Genomic DNA, 17,447 nt, shown 5'->3' with positions numbered 1-17,447 from the left:
GAATGGTGAAAAGGGACTCGGACGAATCGACACTCGGACCATATCGTGAGAGCCACGCTCACAACTCGAGGCCGACGTACCGTCTGGATCAGCAACCGCCACGTCGTGAATCGGACGGGGTCATCTTTCGAGATTTCGATATAGATGGTGGTTGAATCCGGGATCGCGACTGATCTTGCGTTAATCATCATTACTGCGACAGCCGTCGGTCTCGTGGCCCGCCAGAGCGGCCAGCCAACGATTATCGCATATATTTTGACCGGGCTGCTACTTGGCCCGCCAGTTCTTGGTGTAGTGACACCGAGCGAACTCACAGAATCGATGGCGGAACTTGGCCTCGCATTCCTGTTGTTCCTGCTGGGCGTTAAAATGCGGATCGAGGACATTAGACATATCCTCTCCTCGATCGTCAAGATTTCGCTGCCTCAAATGGCACTCGTGTGCCTGGCCGGAATGGGCACAGCATTATTGTTGGGCTTCCCAACTTGGCAGTCTCTCCTGATCGGACTCGCAGTGATGTATAGCTCGACAGCGGTCGTCATCAAGATGCTGACCGACAAGGATGAGGCGACGACCCTCCCCGGTAAGATCGACATTGGGGTGTTGCTTGTCCAAGACATCGTGGTCGTTGTGTTGCTCGCATTGCTCTCGACCGGACAGCCCGACAGTGCGGTCGAAGTTGCGATCACTCTGCTTACGATCCTCGCTTTGATCGGAGTGATTGGGATCGTCTCCATCGCTGCCTCTCGCTACCTGTTGCCGGCAGTGTTCAAACGGATCGCAAACGACAAGGAGGTCTTCTTTGTGGTCTCGCTCGCCTGGGCGTTCCTGTTCGTCTTCGTTTCGCTAGAACTCGACCTCTCCATCGAGATGGGCGCGTTCCTCGCTGGCGTCGCGCTCGCGCAACTCCCCTACAGCACGGAGCTTCAGGACCGTATTACCCCGTTGACCGACCTGTTCATCCTCATCTTCTTCGTCTCGATTGGCCTCCAACTTGAGGCATCCGAACTTGTCGCTTATTGGCAGGAGGCGGTTATCGCTGCGCTCGTCCTGATGCCAGTCAAGTTCGTTGTCTTTTTCCTTCTCATCGACTGGCAGGAGTTCAGCCTCGAGACGACATTTTTAGGAAGCGCCCACATGATTCAGGTGAGCGAATTCGCGCTCGTGTTCGGGGCCGTCGCACTCACGGGTGGGTTCATAGACGAGGCAGTTCTCGGATTCCTCAGCCTGATCGCCGTATTCACGATGGCCGTCTCTGTCTATGTCGTCAAATACAATCATCAGCTCTACGACCAGGTGCGGCCTTGGTTGACGACGGTATGGAGTGAGGACGGTCGCGACGGGGAGTCACACGAATACGAGGGGCACGCGGTTGCGATCGGACTCGATCCTCTCACCGAGCGAGTACTCCCGCTTCTGCAGGATACCTACGGCGAGGTCATTGTGATCGATCGAAAGACCGAGCACATCGACCAACTTAGAGCTGAAGGAAAGTACAAGTTTATTTTCGGTGACTTCCGTCATGGAAAGGTTCGAAAAGAAGCAAAACTCGAGAAAGCGGAGTTCGTCATCAGTTCGAGCGTCGAAGTTGACGTCAACGAAATGGTGATCGCAGAGTCGGCATCGGACGCAACAGTTTTTGTCGAGGCTGAACGGGCCGAAGACGCCACTCACCTCTACGAACAGGGAGCGGATTACGTCGTTATGAGCACGTATCTGACCGCCGAGAAGGTGTCTGCATATATCGCCGAATACTTCGAGGATCGAGAACAATTCTTCGAATCGATCCAGCCAGACCTCAAGCGTATCGAACGCCAAACGTTAAAACGGGACAGGTCGACTGAAATCGCTGATTCCGGGGGTGAGATCGATGGCTGAGATGGTAGCGACGCTGGCAATGGTCTTCGTAATCGCGGGTATCATACTGTTGCTCGCGAATCAGCTGTCGATCTCGACGATTCCATCTTACATCCTCGCAGGGATATTCGTTGGACCAGTTGTCGACCAGTTGACTATCCTTGAGCTTGCACAATGGGGAATCGCGTTTCTCGTGTTCGCCTTCGGGACGCGGATCGACTTTCAGGCGATCAAGGGCGTGCTCCGAGACAGCGAACTGGCGGCAATGGCCCAGATCGCGATCGTCGGCCCTGTTGGGTTTCTTGTCGCAACTCTCTTCGGATTTGACCCGCTTAATGCAGTGTACTTCGCGGCCGCCGGCACGCTCAGCTCAACGCTTGTCGGTCGGGAGTTGCTCGAACAGACTGCTGGGCCAAGACTCGTTCACGATCGACTGGCATCATCCATCCACCTGTTCGACGATCTTGTCGCAGTCGTTCTGTTGCTCGTGATTTCGGCGGACACCTATACTCCGGACGCGATCGCGGCGAACATCGGCTATGGGGTGATTCTCCTCATCGTCGCGCTGTTCATCTACCGATACGGGTTCGACCAGCTTGTTCGCCTGGCCGATGGCTCCGCCGAACTCATCTTGATGGGCAGTATCTCGATACTGTTCGCCTTCCTCGCTGCCGCTAATTTCGTTGGGCTCTCGATCGTTGTGGGAGCGTTTGCCGCAGGAATCGCGATTCGACGCGACGGTACAGACGCGCTCGAGGTTTTTAATGGAATCCAGTCACTCAGGGACTTTTTCGTCGCGATTTTCTTCGTGACCGTCGGTGCTCTCGTCTCGATACCGACGCTTGAGGTAGTCGTCATCTCGATCGCATTGATCGGTCTCGTCCTTGTCGTCAATCCCTTCATTACAATGTTATCATTACTTTATGAGGGATACGACGCTCGAACAGTGCACCTAGTCGGGACGAGTACAAATCAGGTGAGCGAGATGACTCTGATCCTCGTTATCGAGGCAGCCCTAATCGCGACGATTAACGAGATGCTGTTCGACGCCATCATTATCGCAGCAGCGGCGACGATGATCCTGATATCCGTGGTACGAAAATATGAACAGCCGCTATATGAGAGAGCTTTCAGTAATTTAATGCAAGGCCGACAGACAGTCAAGATCGACCGACGAAGCAACGTCAACGAGACACTTCAAGATCATGTGATCATTGTCGGATACGGACGACAAGGTCGACAAATCGTCGAGACCTGCGAACAGTACGATCAAGAGTACGTAGTGATCGAGAACGATCCACTCCTATGGGAAGACGTTCGTATGACGTGTAGTAACTATGTTCGAGGCGACGCACTCTATGATTATTCTTGGACTGTCGCAAACGCATCAGATGCGACACTTATCGTCTCGACAGCCGATTATCGACCGACATCCGAGCAGATCATGTCCCTAGACATCGAGAGTGACGTAGTTTTGCGATCCCGATCAATTGTACAGGCAAGGGAATGGTTGGAACGCGGTGCGATCTACGTTGCAGTCCCAGACTTGCTTGCGTCTGATCAGCTGATCGACCACGTCGAAACTATCGTCGGCAAAAGTTCGACGACTGAAGAGCTTCGCGAAGATCACCTCAATGAACTGGGGACCGTCGATCGGGAAGTATCGACACTGTGAATCGCCTCGAGGTCCAGCACCGAAGTGATCGATCTGTTCCGTCTGTAGATGATGCAGCAGACATGTGGTGGGTCTGTTGTCTTACCTCTTTCAGGAATGTCTGTCGATTGAACTCACGGTACTGCAGTGAACTACCACGCCCTACTCGCTCCCTCCGGTCGCTCCTTAAGGGCGGGGGCTTGACACTCTCACCGCCACCGCTAATGAGCAGACATCCCAGGGACGATGTTAACAGCCTGTTGCTGGCAAATGATTAGAATCTGTTGAAATATACCGATATTTAGCATTACGTCGATACCCAACATCGTTTTTAGTGCCGGAGTTGTAGTTTTCACATGAATAGTTGCGAAATGGAATCTACGAATAAATGCTCAAGATGTGGAAAACCAATGAAGAATGAAGATACTTTGGTGACTCTTGGAAGGGTATTCAGATGTACAAATGACAACTGCATCCGAATCTTAGCTTCATACCGAATTGAATAATATCCCCTCTTGTTTTGTGTTCTCAACCCAAAGTCTGCGTATGTTCGATACCCTTCTCTTCCCGGTCGACGAGAACGATGGGACGACAGACGTATTTGAGCACGTCCTCGATATCGCGACCACACACGATTCGACAGTCCATATCCTCAACGTTGCGGATACAACGCGAGATAGTGTGACACGAATTCGAGGGGACGTTGTCGATACCCTCGAACAGGAAGGCAAGCAACTCGTTCGAGAAACAGCTGACCGTGTTGAGCAACGAGGCGTGAGCACTGTTACAGATGTTCGACAAGGAGACCCATACAGAATCATCATTGACTACGCTGAAGCGAATGACATTGATCTCGTCGCTATGCCCACTCACGGTCGGCAAGGCCTCGAGCGCTTGCTCCTTGGGAGTACCACCGAGCGGGTAGTCCGACGATCGGACGTACCAGTCCTCACAATTCAACCGGATGCAGCCGATGAACTCCAGTACCCATACGAAGACGTCCTCGTCCCAACTGATGGGAGTGACTGTGCGAATCAAGCACTCGCAATGGGCGTAGACGTCGTGAGCGCCGAGGAGGCAACGCTTCACCTCCTCTCTGTTATCGCCCTCACGAGTCTCGGTGTCGATGTCCGGAGCGACATCCAGCAGTCGATGTTAGAGGGAAGCGCGACCGAGTTGCTCGACGAGGCAGCGGAATTCGCAACGAACGCTGGCGTCGAGTCGGTTTCGAAGACGATCGAACACGCCTCTTCGATTCCCAAAGCGATTCTCTCGTACATTAACGACAACGATGTCAATCTCGTCGTCATCGGGACGCACGGTCGAACTGGCTTCGATCGATACATGCTCGGAAGCGTCACGGAATCGCTCATTCGGACGTCACCGATTCCCGTTCTGACGGTTCGAGAGCCTGTTGAGAACGGTGAGTGACGCACACAAACTGGTACCTGATAGTGAACTGCACTCGCTACATGCAAGCCGACAGTAGGTTTCGAGTCGTGGAAACTGCTACCTTTGTTCATACAAATGTCCACTGTCTGGTCGACTATGAGAGAATTCAAACCCGAAGAACCGAGAACGCGAGCAGCGGTTGCCACGTCCCCCCATCAATTGACTGGCCACTCGAAGACAACAGCCCAGTCACGCTCGAAATTGGGAGATGACGGGTGACGCGTGATTTCGTCGACTCGTTCACGTTCGAACGCGAGGAGAACGCTGACTGGTCACACAGAGATCCAAAACAGAGTATCGAAGCTGCGTTGGCCGATAGCGTGAAGCGACGACAGCCGAGGACAGACCACGGGATATCGGGACGGCTGTGGACCGATAGCGTTCCGGTATTCATCGGGCCACCGTCGGACCCCGTCGAACACCAGGAAACAGCTCAGCAACTCGAGGCGTGGGAGAGATACATAACCGAGCGCTCAGCAGCGACGAGGCAGGTAGTATGACGGGAAATCCTCGAAACGACCGCACAGAGCCGTGGCATGGCAAGTCCACAAGAGACACTCTCGAGACGCTCGAGACTGACGACGGTGGGCTGTCATCCGCCGAGGCGAGCCGACGGCTCGAGGAATACGGGGAGAATGACATCCGCGAGGCAGAGCGCACGTCGCGCGTCGAACTCCTGCTCTCTCAGTTTCGAAATCCGCTCATGTACCTGCTCGTCGTGGCGGCACTGCTTTCACTCGGCGTCGGGCTCTTCCCGGAGAGTGAACCGAACTACGCCGAAGCCGCGTTCATCGCGTTAATCCTGTGTGTGAACGGGCTATTCGGATTCGTCCAGGATTACCAGGCCACGAAATCGATCGAGGCACTTCGTGAACTCGCGAGCCCGAATGCGATCGGAATTCGTGATGGAACGAAGCAGTCCATCGATTCGAAACGGCTCGTCCCTGGTGACGTAATCTACCTCGAACAGGGCGACGCGGTTCCAGCGGATGCACGGCTCCTCGAAGCTGACGGGCTACGGACGAACGAATCCGCGCTCACGGGGGAGAGTACGCCGGTCGAGAAGAATCCGGAAGCCGTCGATGACGATACGCCACTAGCCGACCGGCGTAACATGGTCTACATGAATACGACCGTCGTGAAAGGGCGCGGGAGAGCCGTCGTTGTCGAGACCGGTATGGAAACGGAGGTCGGCGGGATCGCAACCCAGCTCGGCGAGTCCGACGACCGACAAACCCCGTTCGAGGCGGAAGTCAAACAGCTCGGAACGCAAATCGGCGCTCTCGTCGCTGTCCTCATCGTCCTCGTCACTGTCGTCCAGTTTCTCTTTACCGCGACGGGTATCGTCTCGGTCCTTCTCGTCAGTATTACCCTGGCCGTTGCGGGAGTCCCGGAGGGATTGCCTGCGGTAGTGACGTTTACGCTCGCGCTTGGAGGCCGAAAGATGGTCAATCGAAACGCCCTCGTCAGACGACTCCCAGTCGTCGAGAGCCTCGGATCGACCGACGTCATCGTCACCGACAAAACCGGAACACTCACCAAAGAACGGATGACGGTGACACGCCTCTACGCCGCTGGAACCGTCGTCGAGTCGTCCGATCTCAGTCCGGTATCGGCCGACGGGAACGGAGGGAGTCAGCGAACGGACACTCGGCACAGCCAGGACATCGACCAGGCACTCGAGTGGCTTCTCCGATGTGGTGCCGCGTGTAACAATGTGGAACGAACAGACGAGAACGAGTACAGAGGCGAGCCGACCGAGATCGCGGTCCAGCGAATGGCGGACGACGCCGGTGTCGATCGGCCCGGCGAGCGGATACGCGAGATTCAGTTTTCCTCAGAACGCAAACGGATGACAGTACTCGTCGATGTCGACGAGCCAACCGCCTACATGAAGGGTGCGCCGGAAGTCGTGCTCGAGCGGTGTGAACGCATCCTCGAGGATGGCAAAGTGTGTGAGCTTACCGACGCGAAACGACAAGACGTCCTCGAGCGAACCCAGTCGTTTGCGGGTGACGCGCTCCGAGTGCTGGGGTTCGCATCGAAGACGGTCGACGATCCAGACGCGGATGCGGACCAGATCGAGGACGGGATGGTGTTTCTCGGTCTCCAGGGAATGCTCGATCCGCCACGTGCGGAGGTCGAACAGGCGATCGCCGACTGTCAGTCCGCCGGGGTTCGTCCCGTCCTGGCGACAGGCGACAACCTTGCTACTGCCAAGGCAATCGGCGAGCAGATCGGGTTCGGTCCGGAAGGCGCGCTTACCGGCAGCGACATCGACGACCAGTCGGACGACACGTTGCGCGACACCGTCGAAGACGTTGACATCTTTGCACGAGTCACGCCGGACCACAAAGTCCGGATACTGACCGCGTTACAGGCGAACGGCCATAACGTCGCAATGACCGGCGACGGCGTCAACGATGCACCCGCACTCACACAGGCCGACGTCGGGATCGCCATGGGGAATCGTGGAACTGACGTCGCACGGCAAGCGTCAGATATGATCCTCCGTGACGACAACTTCGCGACGATACGGGACGCAATCGAAGAGGGGCGCGGAATATTCGAGAACGTTCGAAAGTTCGTCAACTACCTCGTTTCGACTAACACCGGGGAGGTCTTGGTAGTCTTTTTCGGTGTCCTGCTCGGCAGTCTGCTGTTTCCCGAGCGGTTTACGGGGACTTCCCAGGCACTGATTCTGACTCCCGTCTTGATCCTCTGGATCAACCTCATCGCTGATACGCTGCCTGCGCTCGCTCTCGGAGCGGATCCACATGCTGCCGGACTCATGGAGCGTCCCCCGAGACCGTCGGACGAAGGCGTGATCAATACGCGTGTGCTCGTGTCGATTGTCACGATCGCCGTCTTACTGGCGCTCATCGGGCTCGGGCTTTTCTTTTACGGCCTCGAGGCCACCGGCTCGCTCGTCCGTGCACAGACGCTTCTGTTTACGTTCATCGTCGTCGGGGAGATGATCCGGATCTACGTCATTCGCTCCCGGTACGGTCTAACCCTCGGATCCAATCTATGGCTGTTGACTGCTATCGGGCTCTCATTTCTCCTCCACCTGACAGTTCTGTACACGCCAGTACACGACTTCTTCCAAGTCGTTCCGCTCGCCGTTCACGAGTGGGGGTGGATCGGCGTTGCCTTCGTCGCATTCCTTCTTCTCAATGTCCTCACGTCTACCGTCTATGACCGACTTTTCCGCTCGACGACGGTAAACGAACAGGTGCAAGATGAGGCCCATCAAAAACAGGACGACAAGCAGCGATAATCCGCCGACACATCAATCACGACCTCCGTCTTGAGGTGATTTCATACTGTCGGACAGAACTATTTGAAGATCACTCGCTCAGACACGGCCGCCACCGCCGGAGACGACCGGTTCTCGCGAGCGACTTCTCACTGACTTCTGCCTGACAGTATCAGGCGCTAACACCACCCTCACGAACCGAGCGAGTAGGGGGTCATCTTCCAAGAACTAACTCGCTTCCTGTTGAGTCACCATACATGGGACCAATCCTGCTGGCCACTGATGGCAGCGAATACGCCAGACAGGCGGCCAAACAGGCAATCGAACTCGCAACAGATCGCGGGGTGGCGCTGCATGTCATCTGTGTCGTCGACCAGCGTCGCTTCGACGATACCGCCCTCAGCTCAGCGGAACTGGCGACTATCTACGCTGCCGATCACGCCGCAATATGCGTCGAAGAGGTCGCGGAGATGGCAGCAACAGAAGACGTTCGCGTCGTGGGAAACACTCGACACGGGAGTCCACACGATGTCATCCTCGAGTACGCCGACGAGGTAGACGCAGAAATCATCGTCGTCGGAGAACATGGCAACCACACAGAACACTTCTCGGGGGTTCGTCGAAAACTCCTCGAGGAGAGTGATTGGGAGGTTCGCATCGTCGAAGGGACTGGCGGGAAAATCATGGAGGAGTCTGGATAACACAATGGCGAGACAGTACACCTCAGAAACCACGTTCACGAGAGGACGACTATGACCTCGGACGAACACCAGCAATGGCCTCCATTCGAGATCTTTCTCTCGGCCCAGCAGACGGCACTCGAAGCGACCACAGATGTCGTTCGCAAAGCGACTGTCACCCAAGACCGGCTCCAAGACGCCGCGTCTGCCGATGTCGGTCAAACCCCGAGTGAAGTCGTCTACACGGAGAACAAGCTCGAGTTACTCCGCTACGAGTCACTTACCGAGAACCAGCATCAGATTCCGATTCTCATCGTTTACGCCCTCATCAACCGACCGTATATCCTCGATCTCCAAGAAGATCGATCGATCGTCCGCCGACTGCTGGAAGCCGGTCACGACGTGTACCTCATCGATTGGCACGAGCCATCACACCTCGATCAACGGCTCGGACTCCAAGACTACGTCAACCGCTACATCGACAACTGCATCGACGAGATACGCGAGCAATCGAATCAGGATGCTATAAACATCCTTGGCTACTGCATGGGCGGCACGATGTCGGCCATCTACGCCGCGCTCCATCCGGAGAAGGTGAATGCACTCGCGCTAATGGCAACTGGCCTGTACTTTGACGACACCGGCGGCGTCCTCGAGCTGTGGGGCGACGAGGACTATTATGATCCGCGGACAGTGACCAATACGTTCGGGGACGTCCCCGGGGAGTTTCTCGCTGCCGGCTTCGATGTGATGGATCCAGTAGCCAACAACGTCACGAAGTATGTGCAGTTTTCCGATCGGCTCGAAAACGAGGATTTCGTCCGAAACTTTGCGCGAATGGAACAGTGGCTCTCCGATAGCGTCGACGTCGCTGGTGCAGTCTATGCTGAGTTCCTCAAAGAGATATATCAGGACAATCTCCTCTACAAGAACGAACTGACCATCGACGGCGAACATGTCGACGTCACGAACATCGATATGCCCCTTCTACAAATCGTTGGTGAATATGACGTTCTCGTTCCGCCGACGGCAAGCAAACCGTTTAACGATGTCGTTGGGACTGCTGACGCATCAACCATCGAGTATCCCAGCGGCCACGTTGGTCTCGCGATGTCCAACGGGGCACATCGCGATCTCTGGCCCGAAGTCGCCGAGTGGTTCCTCGAGCAATCCGAGCGGCCAACACTTGCAGACGTTATCAGCGACGGTATCGAGGAAACGCTTGGCATCGACGTTGAAACCGATGTCACGGTTGGAGACATCCACGAACTGGAGGTCGTCCTCGCAGACGACGACGGTGTGCTCGAACGTGGACTGGTAGCTCGTGATGCGACAGCTATCAAAACGTTTCTCGAAGACGCACTCGGTCATGAAATCGGTTTGAATACTGGACCACAGGGGATCGCTGTCGAAGTCGAAACCGGCGAGGGGGTCGAGACGGTGGTCATTGAGAACGTCAGCGAGGCGACTCGTACCGAAGTCGAAGAGGCCGCTGACGAGGTCGCTGTCGCTGCCCCATACTCGTACGATCTTGATGATGTTGGAGGAATCGGACCGGTATATGCTGAACGGCTTCGATCCGCGGGAATCGAGTCAGTCTCCGAACTTGCCGTCGCCGACAGTACACACGTCGCGACGGCCGCTAACACCACCGAGGAACTGGCAGAGAGTTGGATTGACCGGGCCCAGAAACTGATCGGGGTGGAGGGATCGAATAAGAGAGACGAATGAATTGCTCTATTGAAAATGTGGTACGGCGGTACGATCACAGCTTCTTAGCGGTCTTTTTGATGTTATGGAGAGCGAACATGAGGCGACATCGAGGACGAGTTGGGAGACGTGCAACGACACGACTTCGTTGCGACGCAAACCCCACCCACACAGTGCAAGTACCAACAGTTCTTCGTCGGGACTCTCAACGGCGTCGTACAGCCGCCGAGATTGCTCACTAGAGAGGGTCGGATTGTCGGGTTCCGAGCGTTCCCATCATATTCATTTCACTGGTCTCGGTGGGATTGTACGCGGCTTTCCACCGACGCTGGAGATACTCGTAGAAATGTGATGCACCGCGACCAAATGATCGTGGTTGCATATGCCACAGGCTATGTTAGGGGGGAACCTAACGCTTATTGTGTTAGGTCTCATACTAACAAACAGGGATGAGTGATGACGTCACAGTTGTTCGTGACGAGATTGAAGCCTATGCGGACGGTACTGTCGCCCGTGTCCGCGTACTTGCGGTGCCCGAGTCCGAGAAGTTTCCAGACGGCATCAAGTACGCCTTCCATTACGGCGTCGCCGGCGCTGATAATCCAATCATCTGATTCGATAACCACCACGGAATTCACGAACTGCATCTTGACTCGGAGGTCTACGAGACCGACTATCCGGGACTGCAGACGCTGTATCGTGCTTGGCGTTCGGCACTTCCGTTCGCTAAACGAACCGACTGGTAATACACCGATCCCACACCCATGACCCAAACACTTCACGTCCGTATCAACTCATCGTCCGACCGTAGCGATCTCGAAGACACGCTTGCTGCTCTCGATGCTGGCGAGAGTGTCGACCCCAAGCCGTCGACGCTCTCCGTGGAGGACCTCGAGACGTTCGGTCGAATCTTTCGGCCGACGAATCTCAAACTCCTCGAGGCGATCGCTGATCATGAGCCAGACAGTATTCGTGAACTCGCGCGAATCGTCGGCCGTCATCCGCCAGAAGTCACTGAGAACGTGACTGAACTTGCCGACTACGGACTCGTCGAACTCGAGCAAAACGGTCGCGCAAAGCGTCCGGTTGTGTGGTACGATGAGATCGATATCGATCTTCCCATCGGCCAGCACTCTCCCGATGTTGCACCAGCGTGATATCCTGCTCAGTCTTCGCTCAATTCCTCATAGAGGCGCTTGCGAAGCCCTATATCTTCGTCCGCGATCTCAGAAAGTACACTCCGGAACTCTTCGGCGGACGCCGCTGCAAGGAGTGCATCTAGCGATTGATCACCGCCGACGGCTTCGATGTCACCGCTAGCCAGCACGGCTGCGACGATATGCTTACACGGCACTGCATCATCAGGACAGCTACACTGGCCACTGACATAGCTTCCCTGCGAGAGTGTAACCCGAACATCGTATGGACGGCTCCCTTGGACTGTTGCTTGGAGAGTATCGTCTACGTACTCGAGCTCAGTCACTGATCCACGTTCGTAGTAGCGGCTTCCTCGCTCATAGCGGCCTGGCTCGGTTACTTCTCGAAGCGTCTCGAGATCGACTGATTGAGATGGTGTCTGTGTTTGGAGACGTGGAAATGCGTCTTCAACGGGCTCGTCACCAGGAATAGAGGGATCAGCTGACCGACGGTGGATCCACCCTTGCTCCGGCCATCCGATCGGGTACCACTTGGTCGGATCGCTCACGACATCCCAACACGTTCCGATCACCGATGAACTATCCGCGGGAAATATTCCTTTGATCGTTGCCGTACGCGGCGTCATACCGATATCTAGCGTGACATCAGTCTGGTGGGCGGTGTCGTCAGCAACTTGATCGGCGTAGTTCGAACGAATCTCCTCGAGTGCAGCGATCCCGTCGGCTGAGAACGCGTGGCCGGTTCGCTCGAGTTCGAGCACCAGCTCAGCATATTTATTCTTTTCGCGGTATTTGATCAGTGGGCGATTGCTCCCGACCAGTTCGGTAGGGTCATAGTCCGGGAGTGTTGCTCCGAATACTATCGGTTCAACCGGCTCTGTTGGCGTTTTCGGCAGGAGATCTTCGTCTGGCGCATTTTCAGCAGTTGGCTCACCGAGTGGTGTTTCGAAGAGGCGGCCACAGGCTGGACAGACCGTACAGTTGAGCTCACTACTGTGCCATGTCGTGAGTTCGTGGGCGCGGCACCAGTCACAGGGGCGTTTAGTCTCCTCTTCAACCATCTCCCAATCGATGTCACGAACCGGCGTCACTCGCTTGAGTTGAGTGATGACTTGTGAGCGCCGCTTCTGCTGCTGTTCTAGTTGTAGGCGGCATGACTCACACACGTCAGGGCTCTTCTCACGAATGTCAGTCGGGAAGACAAGGCGCTGCTCAGTGGTCCGGCCCTGTAGAACGGGCCTCCCTGTAGAGGAGAGTGATCTCGAACGAGATTGAGTACTGTCTGGTGATTCAGGTGGTTCGTATGCGACAATATCTGTTGCTGTGATGGACTTATCTGGTGAGTTCCCTGTCTCATCAGCAAATGCTCGTCCATATCGGCATCCATCAGGCCCGACGATGTGCCATTTCCCAGATTGTGTTCGGCCAAACGTTGGCACGGTTGCTTGCGAGAACGAGACGAACCCTCATAGAGTCTTTCAAGCACTTCCAATCATCTTGTGCAAGAAGGAATTGGCCGACATATATCATAGTCGCCGTCGGTTCTCTTTCGAGTACTGTAGCCTACCCCGCTCGTTCAGAGGCCTTACGGTGGATTGCTCCCCGCATTGAGGGGTGCGTACGAGTCAGTGTGATAGGCAACACGCCAGAGTTTGAGGACAGCACGAGTGACTAGTTCTTCAGGAGACTGTTTAATGCAGGAGTCTTCAACATCGTCAGGATTAGAGCTAGCATCAGGCGGTGGATGGTAGTGTTCGAGATCAGAGACCGAAATGTAGTCGCCATCGTGGGGATGCTTCCCCCAACGGAAGTTCACATCCTTTGAGTCAGTGTAGTGGAACTTATAATCGGCCTGTGTTGTCCACTGAACGTCGATTCGAGCACTCGTGGCATCACAAAGCCCATCATCGAGAGTGACTTCGAGGACAGACGGGTTAAGGAAATCATCGAGCTGTGGTGTCGCGAGCGGCTCGGCCTCGTCGACGATATCGCGAATCGTGATGAGAGCTGGCCGATCGATCGGCCCACGGAGCGAGTGATCTTCCTTTGTCGCAGGTGTCTCACCCATCGTTACGCGGGAACGCTGCCATCAGTCAAGTGACGGTCACCATCAACGAAGCGCTGAGCATTCGCAATCGAGAGGGCGGCGTTCGCGAATGCGAGGTTACGGCGGAGCGTCTGCCATTCCTGGATCGTCTCAGCGTCGATGTCTCGTTGCGCAGAGGCTGATTCAGAGAGTGCTTGATTTGTCTGCTCAACGGCTAACTCTTCGGGCGAGTCGACACTGTACTCGGACTGGTAGCTGCTAAGCTGGTCACGCATTTCGGCGATACGCGTGGTGAGTTCGTCAGTTGAGACCTGCTCAAGAATGTCAGCAGCCTGTTCAACGACGAGTGATTCTGGCGAGCGACGATACGTCGTTCCACCATGTTCACCAGTCGCAGTGACGACGAACCCCTCGTTCGCGAGCGCATTCAAATGCTTACGTGCTGTCTTCGGCGATGTCCGTGCGTCGTCAGCGATAGCGTCGACAGAAACAGGCTCGTACGTATGCGCGATAACGTGGCGAACACGCTCGTAGGGAGTTGTCTCAGACACCCACTCCTCACTGACCGCTTCGTTGATATCCTCGAACTCGTCTGGTAAGGTTCGATCGCTCATATCAGTATTGACGAGGTGGAGTAATATAGTCCTTTGGCCAGATACTATTCTACAGTAGGCTGCTCAATCGTGGAAGAATAATGAACTAAGATGGATATAGACAGTCGTTTGAGTTGCATAAAACACCGCACTTCGCCTGAAATCGTGCATTTTAGCCCCGCTAACGGCCCTATAGTCTCAGCACCCGGCGGACAGAATTTCTATAGCGTTATAAGATTCATTAAGTATTGATTTGTGCCAGAAAACACTCGAGCAGTCCGAAATCAGCTGAATGAGCGTTTTCGGAATCCACAGTGCATTAGTGTGGTAATGCACAGTGAATTTATCTACCCCGACACTGTACGGGAAACCGAACGGATCACAGCGATTCAGCGGCGACACCCGGTGAACACGCTCTCGAGGCCGCATCAATGACTTCCTCGAGTCGGGCAACAAAGCTGGCAACTATCGCGATGCCCTCGAGCGCGTCTTGACCGACTGACGACAGCGCCTCGAAGCTCGTGGCATCGAGACGGTTGAACGCGTCTCGAAACGCGACATGGCGACGTATGCGAAAGCACTCTCAAACGACGACGCAAAGACTGCAGCGACCGCGTGGACGTATACGACTATGTCTCGGCGTTCCTTCCTACTACGTGAAATGGGACTTGCTCGAGGACAATCCTGCACAGAAAGGAATCGCACTCGACGATGCCACCGCGACCGACAAAAAAAGAGCGGTGACCAGCAGTTCCGGTCAGCTGAGGACCGCAAAGCGTTGCTTCGGTATGCCGATCGCTGTGCCCACGAAGCCGTCGATGAAAAGGGGTCGGCCGCACTCGAGGAACTGCGCGATCTCGCGCTCGTCTATCTGCTAGCCTACTCCGGCGCACGTGGTGGAGAAATTCTTGCGAACCCACGTGACGACCGGCGTAACGGCTTACGGTAGGGTGACATCGACCTCGAGAACAACCAATTCCAAGTGCTCGGCAAAAGTCAGTTCGAAGACGAGGAGGTCCAACTTCCACGACAAGTGCATCGGCCACTCGAGCGGCTGGAACAGGCCTTCGAGCCGCCGACACCGAGTGGCCCGTGTTCGCCACGAGCCATGCACCATCGCTGTACGGGAATCTCCCCGATAACGTAGATCCGTCCGCGGGCGAACCTCTCGAATTACATCAGAAACACGGGGTCGTTCCACCGTCGCTGTCGACCAACGGCGGCCGATCGGTCCTGAAGCGGCTGTGTGACGAGGCTGACCTCAAGATTGACCGCGACTACTTGAAACCCTACGGCGCACGGCGTGGCGTCGGTGAAGCTATCTATCGCGAGCACGGTGCGGCCGCAGCACAACGGGTGTTGCGCCACGCTGATCCTCGGACGACCTCACAGATGCACGCCCACATCGAGACCGAAGAATTGGCAGAGGAGACGTCTGAAATCTTCGGGAACGAGTGAAGTCGGGGTGTGTAAACTGCTGGTTGATCAAACGATCTTTATCTACGGTGTTATCTTACGCGCTTGTGTTAGAATGTAGATATAATGTCCCAAGTGCAATGACTGCTTCTGCTGCTTTTGAGACAACAGCCATTGGATTGAGGTCACCATTCATATAGAACGCCTCAATGCTGAAGCCTTGAAACATAAACAAACCCAAGATTGTTGCAATTGCATAGCCCGCTGCGACGAAATATAGTTCACTACGCCAGTAATTGGTTAGGTATAACACAGTACCCCCGAGAAAGCCAACCCCATTTAAGATGAACAGTACACCAAGTAGTTGACTGAATCCCATGACTTGTGGTCCGAGTAAGAGATGGATCACACCCGTTATAACTGCTGCAAGTATCACGAGATACCCGATTGGGTTTGATGGGAGATTGCTCAGTGAGTTGTTTTGCCTAGCCGCAGTTGATTGTGTTGCCATATTTTACCATGTCAGCAACCACCAATAAGTCTTAATGGTTTTATCCATATTCTCTTGATAGTAATAATATTCAAGCGACTATTGATATCTATCTCTACTGCACAGAGAACTATCGACTATCAATGCCGGTGATCGAGGACACTGCAGGTCTCGTCAAGATCGAAGACCAGCTGGTTGTCTCTGAGTTCGACGACGATTCGAGCAGTCGGTGAGTCACTTTTGGAAAGAGACACGTCACTCACTCGCGCCAGATCGTGTGGCCCGAGCTGAGCGTCCCGTGGTCCGAGCCCACAGTTGGCGTAGAGCGTCTCGACGGCGGGGTGACCGAGAATCGTGTGTGCGATCGGGATCGGATACGACAACCAGCAAATGTCACATGCCGCAGTCGCGTACGGTACATCATCGAGGAGGTACGTGTCCGGGACGGAGTCGCGAGGAAACGACAAACTGGCGGTTCCCCAGCAGTGTGGACAGACGCCCTCCCGAAGCAGTCGCACGTCGCAGGCGTGTTTCCGTAGCGAGCAGTCAATGACTTCGTCTATTGTCCGGCTCCGGGCCGCCCGTGGAGGCGTGGGATACGCGACCGCAGCACCATGCTCAGGACAGCCGACGTACAGCTGGTGGTTCCGGTAAGTCGCAACGAGCGCTCGATCACAGTGCAGGCACTCACAGTCCATCTCTCGTTGCTTGATGTCGCTCTCCTCGTCGCCAGCCCCAGATTCGCCATATGTGCCCGCCCGAATCGCGGCCACGATCTCGAGAGCGGCCACTCGTGGCAAATACCGCCCATCGACTTTGCGGACGAACTCGTCTTGGAGTTCGGTGAGGTGATAACTGAATCGGCTCGTGTCGTTCACACCGACCTGCGTGCGCAACTCTGAGAAGGTAGGCCACTCAGACTCCCATGCCTCATCGTATCGGTCCGCGAGCGCGAAGAGGATGCGAACGCGGGTCTCGTCAGTCAACACCGCGTAAGCCGCTTCCCGTGTACTGTCCTCGTCCGTCATACCCTGGATACCTGATTTCTGCCCCGTGCGTATTCCGGTCATACCTGTCAGCCTTTCAACTTAATGGTCATTGAGATAACACTTACAACCAATCCAGTACAGTC

14 protein-coding genes and 1 pseudogene are annotated in these 17,447 nt (G+C 55.3%); 10 read left to right on the top strand and 5 right to left on the bottom strand.

Annotation, left to right across the window (positions count from 1 at the left end; all coding sequences use genetic code 11):
* The first annotated feature begins 144 nt into the window (after positions 1-144).
* The 8 genes and pseudogenes from E2L06_RS15580 (at position 145) to E2L06_RS15540 (ending at position 11,769) form a co-directional block, all read left to right on the top strand.
* Entirely contained in the window at positions 145-1,878 is a 1,734-nt protein-coding gene (locus tag E2L06_RS15580) for a cation:proton antiporter (protein WP_138782619.1), read from the top strand.
* Positions 1,871-3,532 (top strand): cation:proton antiporter, encoded by a 1,662-nt coding sequence (locus E2L06_RS15575; RefSeq protein ID WP_138782618.1) that lies wholly within the window; start codon positions 1,871-1,873, stop codon positions 3,530-3,532. Before E2L06_RS15580 ends, E2L06_RS15575 begins: the two co-directional genes overlap by 8 nt.
* Before the next feature lie 525 nt (positions 3,533-4,057).
* Positions 4,058-4,942: a universal stress protein gene (locus E2L06_RS15570; RefSeq protein ID WP_138782617.1), complete on the top strand. Its 885-nt coding sequence runs from the start codon at positions 4,058-4,060 to the stop codon at positions 4,940-4,942.
* 517 nt (positions 4,943-5,459) lie between these two features.
* Positions 5,460-8,243 (top strand): cation-transporting P-type ATPase, encoded by a 2,784-nt coding sequence (locus E2L06_RS15565; protein WP_138782616.1) that lies wholly within the window; start codon positions 5,460-5,462, stop codon positions 8,241-8,243.
* A gap of 236 nt (positions 8,244-8,479) precedes the next feature.
* Positions 8,480-8,923, top strand: coding sequence for a universal stress protein (locus tag E2L06_RS15560; protein WP_138782615.1), 444 nt, complete (start codon positions 8,480-8,482; stop codon positions 8,921-8,923).
* A gap of 51 nt (positions 8,924-8,974) precedes the next feature.
* Positions 8,975-10,633: a class III poly(R)-hydroxyalkanoic acid synthase subunit PhaC gene (gene phaC / locus E2L06_RS15555; protein WP_138782614.1), complete on the top strand. Its 1,659-nt coding sequence runs from the start codon at positions 8,975-8,977 to the stop codon at positions 10,631-10,633.
* A 428-nt stretch (positions 10,634-11,061) separates the two neighbouring features.
* Positions 11,062-11,358: pseudogene (locus E2L06_RS23005) on the top strand (DUF6516 family protein).
* 18 nt (positions 11,359-11,376) lie between these two features.
* Positions 11,377-11,769 carry a MarR family transcriptional regulator gene (locus E2L06_RS15540; RefSeq protein ID WP_138782613.1) on the top strand — a complete coding sequence of 131 codons (393 nt, stop codon included), beginning with the start codon at positions 11,377-11,379 and terminating at the stop codon, positions 11,767-11,769.
* Between the two features lie 8 nt (positions 11,770-11,777).
* Here E2L06_RS15540 and E2L06_RS22410 read toward each other — a convergent pair whose 3' ends face one another.
* The 3 genes from E2L06_RS22410 to E2L06_RS15525 all read right to left on the bottom strand — a co-directional run bounded on the left by E2L06_RS22410 (position 11,778) and on the right by E2L06_RS15525 (position 14,430).
* Complete coding sequence (locus E2L06_RS22410) at positions 11,778-12,530, bottom strand: SWIM zinc finger domain-containing protein (protein WP_249361464.1); 753 nt, start codon at positions 12,528-12,530, stop codon at positions 11,778-11,780.
* 824 nt (positions 12,531-13,354) lie between these two features.
* On the bottom strand, positions 13,355-13,837 hold the full coding sequence (locus E2L06_RS23000; RefSeq protein ID WP_138782611.1) for a hypothetical protein: 483 nt from the start codon (positions 13,835-13,837) through the stop codon (positions 13,355-13,357).
* Positions 13,838-13,839: 2 nt separating this feature from the next.
* On the bottom strand, positions 13,840-14,430 hold the full coding sequence (locus E2L06_RS15525) for an Rrf2 family transcriptional regulator (RefSeq protein WP_138782610.1): 591 nt from the start codon (positions 14,428-14,430) through the stop codon (positions 13,840-13,842).
* Positions 14,431-15,187: 757 nt separating this feature from the next.
* On the opposite strand from E2L06_RS15525, the gene E2L06_RS22405 reads away from it, so the two are divergent.
* Both E2L06_RS22405 and E2L06_RS22400 read left to right on the top strand, forming a co-directional pair.
* Complete coding sequence (locus E2L06_RS22405; protein WP_249361463.1) at positions 15,188-15,358, top strand: hypothetical protein; 171 nt, start codon at positions 15,188-15,190, stop codon at positions 15,356-15,358.
* 143 nt (positions 15,359-15,501) lie between these two features.
* A complete protein-coding gene (locus E2L06_RS22400) occupies positions 15,502-15,867 on the top strand; it encodes a hypothetical protein (RefSeq protein ID WP_249361462.1) in 366 nt (121 codons plus the stop codon).
* Positions 15,868-15,922: 55 nt separating this feature from the next.
* On the opposite strand, the gene E2L06_RS15515 is transcribed toward E2L06_RS22400, so the two are convergent.
* Together E2L06_RS15515 and E2L06_RS15510 are read right to left on the bottom strand one after the other, a co-directional pair.
* Positions 15,923-16,336, bottom strand: coding sequence for a hypothetical protein (locus E2L06_RS15515; protein WP_138782609.1), 414 nt, complete (start codon positions 16,334-16,336; stop codon positions 15,923-15,925).
* A 119-nt stretch (positions 16,337-16,455) separates the two neighbouring features.
* A complete protein-coding gene (locus tag E2L06_RS15510; RefSeq protein WP_138782608.1) occupies positions 16,456-17,343 on the bottom strand; it encodes an ArsR family transcriptional regulator in 888 nt (295 codons plus the stop codon).
* Positions 17,344-17,447 lie beyond the last annotated feature (104 nt).

It is taken from the genome of Haloterrigena sp. H1 (assembly GCF_005938085.1).
Lineage (GTDB): Archaea > Halobacteriota > Halobacteria > Halobacteriales > Natrialbaceae > Natrinema.
Note: the sequence above shows the minus strand (reverse complement) of the source record. Positions and strands in the feature narration are given on the sequence as shown.

Coding starts and splice junctions, on each gene's coding strand:
- E2L06_RS15525 (WP_138782610.1), bottom strand. CDS start 14,430: ATGAGCGATCGAACCTTACCAGACGAGTTCGAGGATATCAACGAAGCG.
- E2L06_RS15575 (WP_138782618.1), top strand. CDS start 1,871: ATGGCTGAGATGGTAGCGACGCTGGCAATGGTCTTCGTAATCGCGGGT.
- E2L06_RS23000 (WP_138782611.1), bottom strand. CDS start 13,837: ATGGGTGAGACACCTGCGACAAAGGAAGATCACTCGCTCCGTGGGCCG.
- E2L06_RS15515 (WP_138782609.1), bottom strand. CDS start 16,336: ATGGCAACACAATCAACTGCGGCTAGGCAAAACAACTCACTGAGCAAT.
- phaC (WP_138782614.1), top strand. CDS start 8,975: ATGACCTCGGACGAACACCAGCAATGGCCTCCATTCGAGATCTTTCTC.
- E2L06_RS15570 (WP_138782617.1), top strand. CDS start 4,058: ATGTTCGATACCCTTCTCTTCCCGGTCGACGAGAACGATGGGACGACA.
- E2L06_RS15540 (WP_138782613.1), top strand. CDS start 11,377: ATGACCCAAACACTTCACGTCCGTATCAACTCATCGTCCGACCGTAGC.
- E2L06_RS15580 (WP_138782619.1), top strand. CDS start 145: ATGGTGGTTGAATCCGGGATCGCGACTGATCTTGCGTTAATCATCATT.
- E2L06_RS15560 (WP_138782615.1), top strand. CDS start 8,480: ATGGGACCAATCCTGCTGGCCACTGATGGCAGCGAATACGCCAGACAG.
- E2L06_RS15565 (WP_138782616.1), top strand. CDS start 5,460: ATGACGGGAAATCCTCGAAACGACCGCACAGAGCCGTGGCATGGCAAG.
- E2L06_RS15510 (WP_138782608.1), bottom strand. CDS start 17,343: ATGACGGACGAGGACAGTACACGGGAAGCGGCTTACGCGGTGTTGACT.